The organism is Bacillus sp. 01N42_2 (assembly GCF_056399565.1).
Map to the genome: position 1 here is coordinate 723,343 of NZ_JBFTRO010000002.1, position 9,177 is coordinate 732,519.

General features: G+C 33.2%; 13 protein-coding genes, 1 tRNA gene and 3 pseudogenes. 6 read left to right on the forward strand and 11 right to left on the reverse strand.

Annotation, left to right across the window (positions count from 1 at the left end):
* Window positions 1-159: 159 nt before the first annotated feature.
* From AC1DN5_RS07390 to AC1DN5_RS07415, 6 genes are all read right to left on the reverse strand, one after another.
* Complete coding sequence (locus tag AC1DN5_RS07390; RefSeq protein ID WP_366969530.1) at window positions 160-537, reverse strand: hypothetical protein; 378 nt, start codon at window positions 535-537, stop codon at window positions 160-162.
* Window positions 538-823: 286 nt separating this feature from the next.
* The gene (locus AC1DN5_RS07395) at window positions 824-1,195 is read right to left on the reverse strand and encodes a UPF0715 family protein (protein WP_366969677.1); all 372 of its coding nucleotides are present in this window, start codon (window positions 1,193-1,195) and stop codon (window positions 824-826) included.
* A 47-nt stretch (window positions 1,196-1,242) separates the two neighbouring features.
* A complete protein-coding gene (locus tag AC1DN5_RS07400; RefSeq protein WP_366969532.1) occupies window positions 1,243-1,941 on the reverse strand; it encodes a hypothetical protein in 699 nt (232 codons plus the stop codon).
* 30 nt (window positions 1,942-1,971) lie between these two features.
* Complete coding sequence (locus tag AC1DN5_RS07405) at window positions 1,972-2,145, reverse strand: hypothetical protein (RefSeq protein ID WP_366969533.1); 174 nt, start codon at window positions 2,143-2,145, stop codon at window positions 1,972-1,974.
* 200 nt (window positions 2,146-2,345) lie between these two features.
* A complete protein-coding gene (locus AC1DN5_RS07410) occupies window positions 2,346-2,894 on the reverse strand; it encodes a hypothetical protein (protein WP_366969534.1) in 549 nt (182 codons plus the stop codon).
* Window positions 2,895-3,116: 222 nt separating this feature from the next.
* Complete coding sequence (locus AC1DN5_RS07415) at window positions 3,117-3,308, reverse strand: hypothetical protein (protein WP_366969535.1); 192 nt, start codon at window positions 3,306-3,308, stop codon at window positions 3,117-3,119.
* A 282-nt stretch (window positions 3,309-3,590) separates the two neighbouring features.
* On the opposite strand from AC1DN5_RS07415, the pseudogene AC1DN5_RS07420 reads away from it, so the two are divergent.
* The 3 genes and pseudogenes from AC1DN5_RS07420 to AC1DN5_RS07430 all read left to right on the forward strand — a co-directional run.
* Window positions 3,591-3,692 (forward strand): annotated as a pseudogene (locus AC1DN5_RS07420) (hypothetical protein); the annotation flags it as partial.
* 25 nt (window positions 3,693-3,717) lie between these two features.
* Complete coding sequence (locus AC1DN5_RS07425) at window positions 3,718-4,041, forward strand: EndoU domain-containing protein (RefSeq protein ID WP_366969679.1); 324 nt, start codon at window positions 3,718-3,720, stop codon at window positions 4,039-4,041.
* 21 nt (window positions 4,042-4,062) lie between these two features.
* Window positions 4,063-4,398, forward strand: a complete 336-nt coding sequence (locus AC1DN5_RS07430) for a tRNA-Val4 (protein WP_366969537.1) — start codon at window positions 4,063-4,065, stop codon at window positions 4,396-4,398.
* Between the two features lie 511 nt (window positions 4,399-4,909).
* Here AC1DN5_RS07430 and AC1DN5_RS07435 read toward each other — a convergent pair.
* Window positions 4,910-5,006, reverse strand: a tRNA-Val gene (locus AC1DN5_RS07435).
* Between the two features lie 181 nt (window positions 5,007-5,187).
* On the opposite strand from AC1DN5_RS07435, the pseudogene AC1DN5_RS07440 reads away from it, so the two are divergent.
* Window positions 5,188-5,529 (forward strand): annotated as a pseudogene (locus AC1DN5_RS07440) (YolD-like family protein).
* A 99-nt stretch (window positions 5,530-5,628) separates the two neighbouring features.
* Here the strand turns inward: AC1DN5_RS07440 and AC1DN5_RS07445 are convergent.
* The 4 genes and pseudogenes from AC1DN5_RS07445 to AC1DN5_RS07460 all read right to left on the reverse strand — a co-directional run bounded on the left by AC1DN5_RS07445 (window position 5,629) and on the right by AC1DN5_RS07460 (window position 8,137).
* Window positions 5,629-6,315, reverse strand: coding sequence for an acetylglutamate semialdehyde dehydrogenase (locus AC1DN5_RS07445; RefSeq protein WP_366969680.1), 687 nt, complete (start codon window positions 6,313-6,315; stop codon window positions 5,629-5,631).
* Window positions 6,315-6,683 (reverse strand): hypothetical protein, encoded by a 369-nt coding sequence (locus AC1DN5_RS07450; protein ID WP_366969538.1) that lies wholly within the window; start codon window positions 6,681-6,683, stop codon window positions 6,315-6,317. Before AC1DN5_RS07450 ends, AC1DN5_RS07445 begins: the two co-directional genes overlap by 1 nt.
* Window positions 6,619-7,737 (reverse strand): hypothetical protein, encoded by a 1,119-nt coding sequence (locus AC1DN5_RS07455; protein ID WP_366969539.1) that lies wholly within the window; start codon window positions 7,735-7,737, stop codon window positions 6,619-6,621. The genes AC1DN5_RS07450 and AC1DN5_RS07455 overlap by 65 nt, the downstream gene beginning before the upstream one ends.
* Before the next feature lie 170 nt (window positions 7,738-7,907).
* A pseudogene (locus AC1DN5_RS07460) lies at window positions 7,908-8,137 on the reverse strand (helix-turn-helix domain-containing protein).
* 120 nt (window positions 8,138-8,257) lie between these two features.
* Between AC1DN5_RS07460 and AC1DN5_RS07465 the strand changes: the two are divergent.
* Complete coding sequence (locus AC1DN5_RS07465) at window positions 8,258-8,812, forward strand: DUF420 domain-containing protein (protein ID WP_366969540.1); 555 nt, start codon at window positions 8,258-8,260, stop codon at window positions 8,810-8,812.
* Between the two features lie 129 nt (window positions 8,813-8,941).
* Window positions 8,942-9,177, forward strand: a 236-nt coding sequence (locus AC1DN5_RS07470; RefSeq protein WP_441397040.1) for a transposase, incomplete at its 3' end; no start/stop codon positions are given.

Here is a 9,177-nt window from a genome sequence, read left to right on the forward strand (position 1 = left end):
CAGCAGCTCCTATAATTGTAGATATAATGTAAGTCCAATTAAGTAAATCCATAAACTTTCTCCTCTAAGAAAAAATTTCAATACGTCTAAATAAAATGATTATTTCATAACTGTAAGGAGTTTTAACATTTTATGTTTTTTCCTGATTAATAAATTGCCTTATTCTTCCTCAAATTTATTTATTCTGCTTAACATTTTCCTATCATTTTTCGAAGCTCTCTTCAGCGATCTTTTCTCATATGATGTTCCTTTATTAATCACAACAAAATCTGAATTATTTTGCACATAAACTCGGGAGTCAGATGATTCATAGTAACCCGTAACGTTTTCTAAAACCGTCTTGGAATTGTCTTTATTATATAGATCATAGTCGCCCGGCGGTCTGCTGATTGCAAATTTCCCAAAAACAGCAACATCATCCTTACCGGGAGTATGGCTCGCTCCTTTAATAAATATTACGCTAAATATTAAAATCAAAAAAATTGCAATTAAAGTTCCTGTAAACATATTTTTTTCATTTCTTTTCCAGTTCAACATAAACAACCCTTTTCTTTATCATGCCGTGTTGATATAGGTTAATCTCACAATTTATGTACTAACAAATTTAAACAAGCCGCTTCCATTCAACATACTTAAACCGCTGCTGATAAAGGTCTTACAGGATTGATGCCATTTCCCCCAGCCTTCCGCAACAACAATGTTTTTTCTCTCCATCCTCAATCCATTCACTTCAAAGTTACTCACTCTTCCAAATTGCATAATATTAAAGTTAAAGGAAGAACTGATGAATATAAAAAGGTATTTTTACTTAGAGCTCAGTTACTTAACCCGCAACTTTCTGTACAAGAATAGAGTCCCAAACCCAAAAGTTCAGAGCAAATAATACACTGAATAAATATATCTCATAACTCGCTAGTATGGACCCTATTGGGTTATAAGGTTCAAAGAGAAGCGCTATGATTAGCCATGCAATAAATGAAAACACTGTGTATATTAAGAGATATTTAAAATTGAACCTTCTAGCTTTTCGGTTTAAGAAAAGCTGCAATGGCAATTCAAAAATTGAATAACATGTCAACATGATCCCGCTAATTATAAGATAAGGGACATATTCAGCTTGATCCAAGGTGATAACATATACCAGTGCAGAGCATATGGCCGACAAAATAAGGACAGCTACGTATCTTATTATCATCAAATCTATCTCCCCTTACGATTAAAAATCAAACATGCTTGCAATTGCTATTTTTCGTAATAATAAGATTTGACCCAAGGATAGCTTCTGCCCTTATTTTCACACCATTCAACAAATCCCTTTGATTGTTCTTCTTTAAACAACAACCAGTCATTCAACAAATCTTGATAATAGTTAAGCTGTTCGTTATTGCTTTTTCTTGTTTGTTGACATTCTATCTTGTTGTTCAACTGCCGGGACTTGGTAAGAAGTGCTTGATCTTCTTTAATATCGCCTAGATATAAATCTTCGGATATGTGATGAAATGAATACCACAAGGCGTTCAAATGAATATCGATTAACGTTAATAAAGATAATTGTTCATTACTGCCGCCTAGTCTAAGTGCATTATTTAAGTAATCGATCCGGTTTTCAGTATTTAAAAACACACCATACCACCTGTATGGTCTTGGATCTTCGGGGTTAGTCTTCATCCATGCTTCAAGCAAAGGCTTTAAAAGATCCATTTCTAAAGGGTGAACAAGTATATGGTGAATATCATCTGATGTTTCTAATAAAGCAAACAGCCAACAAGCAAAATTCTGTTGTGCCTTAATATCCCACGTTTTGGCTTCATCGATAAACGAAGATAATACTTTAAAGGATTCTTTACGTAACCCTTTTTCTTTGAGAGAGCAAAATTTTTTAAATAATGGGTATTCATCCAGTCTGTCATTTTTTAAGATATTAGTTAAGACATCTATCATGATTCACATCTCTCTTTGCCTAGAGTAAACTTAAACGATTTGAAATACGACATACAATGCAACTTCAGCGACAAGCAAATAAATCATATATCTAGCATAATTAAATACACTTTCATCAGTATTTTTCTCTTTTTTAAAAGTCCATGCAAATAACCCTAATACAGTTGCCACTAACACGATTTCAATTATTGTTAAAATTGACATACCTTCCTCCTAAAAAAGAACCAAACATAAACCAGAGTTCCTTATGGTGAATATTTACTTAGTTTCTTCAAAAGAATAGTGACAATAAATTGAGTTGCTTTCTTTATATCTCATATATGTATCTTGGATTAAGAACTTTGTATAGCCGGCTGTTTTGAGAGTATCGCTTTACTCATTATGACTTCTGGATATCATAAAACCTATAAATCAACCTCAATCGCCTTTTCATATGCTGGATGGAAAATGATTTTGTTATCTTTCCATTCGGCATTACTTACTCCTAACACATCAAGGTCATCTTCACCCCCGGCATTTCGAATCATAATACGTACGGTGTCCTTATTCGTTTTTCTCATTAAACCAGGGTATAAACTAGGAACATGCACATAAAAATCGTAAAAGTAATTCGTTTCACCTAAGATGGCGTTTCTATGTTCTATTGTTACTGTTACATTTTTAGTTGGCGAAGAAATGGTACCGTATGAATCACCAGTTGCCGCCAACAATGCAACTATAAGTACTGCTGGAATAGTTATGAAAATTACAAATAATTTCCGTATTTTATACCTCTGCGCTAACACAAAAAAAGCGACTAAATTAAGCAGTACAGGGAAAATATAATTTGTTTCCACCACAAAGCTTAAGTAATAACCATCATGAGACATTAAGAAAACAGTTAAATCAAATGCTAAAACCAAGACAAAGAAGATTGTTGCTCTATTTATATTGCGTAATATTTTGTATACCATAATCATTCCCCCCGTTAATACACCGCGCTTGATCATTTGTGATCTGCAGCCTTAGAGTTGTATTATAGCAAAGTAATAGGGAGTATCAGTAATAAAGAACAGAACAAAAAGACTCATGCGGATTTTGAGTCATTTTAATCTCTTCAGTCAGGATTATTTATTCTATCTTCATGTTAATAACCATTCTTTTAAAATCATGTTTTATTTGGCTAAAATGAAAATTTATTTTCTTTTAACAATGACTTCAATTTCATCACCTTCAATGAGTTCAAAGCTGCCTGGTACATTATTTTCCGTTAATATATCAATTCCGGTTAATAACTCACCTGCATCTTGAATTACGCCATTTTTATCTTTTACACACCACAATTCATTATCTAATAATACTGTACCTTTAAATCGAAATTGTTTCATAACTATTTCTCCTTATCAAATTAATCTTACCTTTAATGTGACTGTTCCAACCATTTTAACCCGCTTAATCTTTCCAATTCAATTCATTTAAACGCTGCCGAGTAATTCCCAGTTCTACCGGTTTATCATCTTCAAACTCACTTCTCAAATGCTTAACTACACAAGAATAAGCACGATGACACAGGTCAAATTATTCATTTTCTCTTTTTGAATCGTACAGCGATCTTTTTCTTCATTCTTCCATGGTAATATCTTGTTGAAGTATTTTGTTTGGATATGGTCATGAAAGTTTTCGAAGCAAACAGCCTGCTGGCCGCTGCCAAACAGCGCGCGGGTGAATATAAAAAACTGCGCGGTCAGATGGTCAACCTGAAAAAAGCGTTTTAAGGCATGGATGATCTTGGTGACAATGATTTCTCAAGCCGGGGAGCCGACAACAAAAAGCATGATAGGCAGGAATATTATACCAGATACAGAAAAGAAACCTGACAAAAATGGAGTGTATATGACGAAAGTTGAAGTCGGGTCTGTAAAAAAGATAGCGGACTCAAGTTTCTTTCCAAGAGAATGGAACCGCACTGATGTATTAAAAGCAATTGACGAAGCTTATCATACTAGAAAACAAGTACGTTCAAATAAGTATAGGGGAATCACTTCAACAGGAATTAAAATTGAAATGTATTTAAATAGTGACGGAACAATAGCAACTGCATATCCGTTATATAAAAAATAATCTTAAAGGTGACCGTGACACATGAAATATTCATACAGGTTTGATAAAGATCCATTTGGTGATATAAAAATAGTTTTACCAGAAGAAATCAGTCTTTTCTCTGACTTCATTGAAAATATTACAACAATAGAACAAACTGATGAGTATATAGAATACATTCAGAATGTTTTAAATGGGATACATGAGGATTTTGAAATTGATTTAAATGGGATAAGTGTATTGATAAAAAAAGATGTTACAGATGTTGAAAACCCTTTTTTGATCGACGACCCTTATAAAAAATCAATAGAAACAGACCAATTTAAAGAGCTATTATTAATATGGAGAAACAAAATTCCTGAGATATTTAAAGGTTAAGTACATTCATTATTCTACGCGGTGAAATTTGGTTCTTAACCTTTATTGAGCCGGTATTCAAATTTCCTAGAGACCAAGATATTAAAGCCTTTCTTATAAGAGATGGGCTTTAATAGTGCGTAATATTTGAGTAACATGTCAGACCCCACTTGCCGAAAAGGTCGGAAAGTATAGTTCTGTTCTGAGTGATCCAAAAAACATTAGTAAAATAAAAAAATGGCTCTCTAATTCTGATAATAGACCTCCTAATGCCTTAAACAAGTACCGACAAATAAAACAACACATTGAATTCCTCAAGATAAAAGAAAGCCCTTCTCGTATGAGAAGGGCTTTCTTTTATCTATGTTTTCAATGAGTTAGACTTTGTCTTTAGCGAGTAGATTCCATCAGCAGTCAGGCTGGCGGGAGAGAAACTTTTGGTCGAGAATAAATCTGCTTCGAAATCAGCCTCACCAGACAGCTTCGTCCGCAAAATAAATAAAAAACCCTTGCTACTCAAGGGTTTCGGCTATGATTCCGACTGGGCTCGAACCAGCGACCTCTACCCTGTCAAGGTAGTGATTATCTTCTGAGCTGTTATTTTTATTCTTGACAAATACTTATCCATCAAGGGATTTCAAAATAGATGTCTGATCCCTTCTGAATAAAAATATTAATTGTTGGCAGGTTGGGGCAACAACTCGCCAACATTTTTCGATTTAAAACCAATTGATTAAATTAAACATACCTACTATTATTTTGATAACGGAACTTTCGTTCTCATGTAATTTATTCAAGGAAATGATCGGAATGAGTCAAGGAATTTACGACAAGAAATGGGGAAAAATTCATTTTGTCCGAGCAAAGTGCTGAACTGTTAAACAGGAAGAGAGAAGTCCAGAAGATCGAAAAACCCATTCTTGATGAATACCAGCTCGAGGAGATGGCACGCACTATTTGCGAAGCGATGGAATTCAACTCGGTTCTGGTCATCAGTATATACAGAGACGGATTTATTGAAGAAGTAACAGGACATGTTCATTACATAGATGAAGTAAACAGAAGCTACACGTGAAGGATTTAAAAGGAGATACATGGTTAATTGCATTTGATTCTCTTTTATCCGTTGGAAATGATGAATCTGCGAGATGATCAAATGCCTTTTGATAAAGAAAAGCAGATTTGTTTATTGTATATAGATATTTACACCACAAAAAGCTCGTCTACATTAATAATATGTATCGAGCTTTTTTATTCTTGTGAAGGGTGCTTAGTTAAAAATTTCTTATAGTCATCAACATCCAACATTAATGCTTGCATTTTTGAAGAAATTAAATCTAATATGCTATGACCCTCTGCAATTTGTTCAAAATCTTTAATATTAAAATCTATAATATATATTTTATCTTCTATTCTCTCTTTAGACATATAGATTTTTTTGGTTAAACCTATCCCATCCGCCCATTTTCTTCCACTTAACCCATGATAAGAAAAAATTATTCCTAATTTAGTAGGCGAAGAATTTAGCAGGGACCAGAATTTCCCTACCCAAGTAACACCAATAGTCTTATTATAATTTTTGCATTCAGCTAAAAATACATCAAATTTGTTGTCTAAAAAACCCTCTAATAAAAAGCTTCGTCCTTTACTATTTAAGGTCATTATTACATCTATTTCATTAGTTGATGTATGAATATTCTCTAAAACCTTAAAAATAGATGTAGTGTTAAACAAAAAAGTCACAAGTTCTTCCAATGCTTTTCCTTTTTCACGTTTATCACCTTTGACTTTGGGTTGATGCAGATTTTTAAATTGACTAAGCTTCTCCTGATAAGCAAGCTTTTCTTCTTCCTTAAATTCTGTGATTGCCTTAAATATTTTTTCCTTACTCCCTAATACATTTAATAAATAGTCTTTTGCCGAAAATCCTTTATTCATCAATCGAGCACCACTTTATAAACAACTAATGAGTTATCCAAAAAATTCAATGTTGTCTCACATTCATCACATTCTAATTCTTCCGGAATATCTTTTAAGGTTCTATATAAACCGCCCGTATACCAAGAACAAGATGGACAATATACTTCATAATTCCGCTCTAAAATTCCGCTGGATGATATGTCTTCAAGAATTTTATAAACTATACTCATCTGCATGTAAGTTTTTCTAATAAATGATCCTGGATAAATCAATTGTCCTTTTTTATATTTTGAGAATAGATCTAAAAAATCTGCAATCTGTTTATCCGTTAGTTTGAAGTTGTTGGTCAACTTGTTTTTTACTTTCAATAATATATCTGGTGACATTATTCATTCTCTCCATTTCTGTGCTACTGCTATAATAATACTGGAGAAGACTGTATTGCCTGTTCATATAATTAAAACTGAATTTAACTTTAGTTGCTTTTGATTTTGTTTCATTTGTCCATGTGAGTGAAATCCATGGTAAATCTGACGTTTCTTCGGTCTCTAAAATAAAAGTATCAAGTATCTCTTTTATTTCTGGACTATTGTTAAATAACTCTGCATTTGTTTTAATTAATTCTTTTAGTTCTCCTAGTAATGGAAGATAATCATCATTGTTTCCTACTTCTAATTTAGCTTTGGCTCCACTTCTAAGATTCATTAACTGACCACTAACAATCACATTTGTTTCCTCTAACTTTGAAATATGTTCAATAGCAGTTGTTAAATCAATAGGATTTAGTTGACAAGCCAAATTAGTTTGTAACCAATCAACTACAAAGTCAAATTGCCTAACATAAAAGTATTCGTCTCCTCTTAAAAAGCTTTTAATTTTCCCTATTCTTATCTCCACCACATTTAGATCATTAACAAATACAGCAAGGATAGGATATTTTATTTCCCTTTTGTTATTACCTTCAATGGGTAAAAAACCGGTTAAATGCCTGTTGAACTTATATATAGTGACTTTATCATCAACTTTATATCTAGTTGGTACTATTATATTTGAAGTTTCATCAAATAATAAATCGAAAGTAAATGATTCTGAATGAAAGTCTTGTATTTCACCCTTTTTATACATACTTTCAATTAAGTCCTCTGGGGATCTGTCGATTTCAAAGAGAGCTGAATATTTATAAGCTGAGGTAAACTCGTTCTCTTCAATTGCTCTTATAACTTTATCACTTCTATCTATTGCCTTACAAAGTTGAACAACTTCTGATTCTGTCTTAAATTCAGTCAAATCAACTGATTGCTCTTGTTCTGCCAACAAATGTTCCTCATAATGAATAAGACCAGATTGTTCCAATGATTTTAGCATGTTACTGCAATATGTCTTTGTAGACGCTTCATTTATTGTATCCTGCAAACAAGCCTTATATGCACTTTGTTCCATAATAGTCCGATCACCTCTTAGAATATGTACTCCTATTATAGATAAACAAATGTGTTAAATAAAGCAAAATTTTCCCTCTCACTCAATATTCTTCTTGCGATAGAAATACCCTATCAGCATAAGTGGCAAACGTATGACAATTAAAAACCCTCCTCATCTCGAGAAGGGCTTCATTCATCATACGGCTGATATTTCTTCCGGCCGGCTTCTAATTCTTTTTTGAGGGCTTGTACATGTTCAAGCAAAAACAATGCAACTGTCCAACCTTTTTAACCGGTTTGAGCTTTCCGGAAGTCACAAGGGTGCTTAAACGCTGCCGGGTGACTCCAAGCAGCTCCTCCGCTTCCACTGCAGTCAAAACTTCTTCCTTGATAAACTTAATTTTTTCGCTTTCTTTCATGTCGGTTTTCTCTCCACATCATAAAAAATCCTTTATAGAATAGGAATTAAGTTTTGTTTTTTTCATATATATCCCCTTCTGGAAAAAATCATGTTACTGTAGAGGGGGAGGTGAAAAAAATTGAATAGAATAAAGACTCAAAGACCCAAGGAGAACTCGAATTATACAAAAACAGTAATCACTCTTTCACTTTTAGCTAATGTGGTTATCTTGCTGTTATTTTTTTCACCTTTAGGGTATAAGGGAGAGGTGAATTTTAATATAACCATCTTTCCACGTATAAATGCTGTTTTAAATAGCTTTACGTTCATCTTTCTTATAGCAGCTTTAATTTTTATAAAAAAACATAATATAAAACTTCACAGAGCTTTCATATTTGCAGCACTTTCTTCAACAATATTATTTTTATTTTCATATTTAACTTACCACTTCTTATCTAAAGAGACCACCCACTATGGAGGAGAAGGGATCGACAAATACTTTTACTATATTATTCTAACTTCTCATAGTATTCTTGCTGGTATTGTTGTACCTTTAGCATTATTTTCATTAATATGGGGGTTAACAATGCAAACACAGAAACACCGAAAAATAGTACGTTGGACAATGCCTATTTGGCTGTATGTTAGCCTTACTGGTGTTTTAGTTTATTTTTTAATTTCTCCATATTATTAGTGAAAAAAAACGCTCCTATATAGGAGCGTCAGGCTGTCGAGAAAATCTCGACGGCCTTTATTTTTCCTTAAAATATCCATTCTCCTGCAATAAAATAAAAGAAAGACTAAAAAGGACGGTGTCTTTCTCATGTTCCACACAAGAAACTCTTCTCAAAACACAGCCGAATTTGTTCTGCTTGACCAACTCGTCGAAGAAGATCATCTGCTTCGTAAAATAGACTTCTCTTTCATCATTGAAAAGGTGAAACCTTACTACAGCGAAAACAAAGGCCGCCCCTCACTTGATCCGCTGATTTTATTCAAAATGATGTTTATCGGATACCTCTACGGTACCCGTTCAGAAAGACAGCTTGAAAAAAAATT